This is a genomic window from Bartonella sp. AA56HLJMS, from assembly GCF_042197145.1.
Taxonomy (GTDB): Bacteria; Pseudomonadota; Alphaproteobacteria; order Rhizobiales; family Rhizobiaceae; genus Bartonella.
In genome coordinates, this window is record NZ_JBHIRL010000120.1 from 1 (window position 1) to 522 (window position 522).

Genomic DNA, 522 nt, shown 5'->3' on the forward strand with positions numbered 1-522 from the left:
CACTCCATTGACCTTCCTTATATTCAGCGCCACCACCTAAATAAGTTGCAACAGTCTTATTCGTATCAAAAAGCTGAGAACCATTGACCGCTTCACTTGAGCTTGCAGAAACCTCTCCATTGGAAAGAAACTTAATTTTACTGTTGCCTTTCTCATCACCCTCTCCATGTGTTGCTACAAACGCCTTTTCAGAATCACTCCACAACAACGCATTCTGCTTAATATTTTCAGTAACCTCCGTGTTGTTTTGAGTAAACTCTTTTTGAAGATTCTCAAAAGATGTTCCTACACCAGCAAATGCTTCCGATACAGTATCATACTTCTTCTCTTCAACTTTAGTACCATCCTCATTAACAATCTTAACTTTGAAACTTGGAGCCGTCCAAGCGCCACCTGCATAACTAGCATCACCACCTAAAGACTGCGCAACACTGTTACCTAGAGCATATAGCTGATTTCCTGTTACAGCATCGCTTGAGCTAGCAGTAATATCACCATTTGCAAGCGACGTTATCTTGCTGT

The 522-nt window shown here is 41.2% G+C and carries 1 pseudogene; it reads right to left on the minus strand.

From position 1 onward, the window contains the following. A pseudogene (locus ACFINI_RS10195) lies at nt 1-522 on the minus strand (hypothetical protein); the annotation flags it as partial.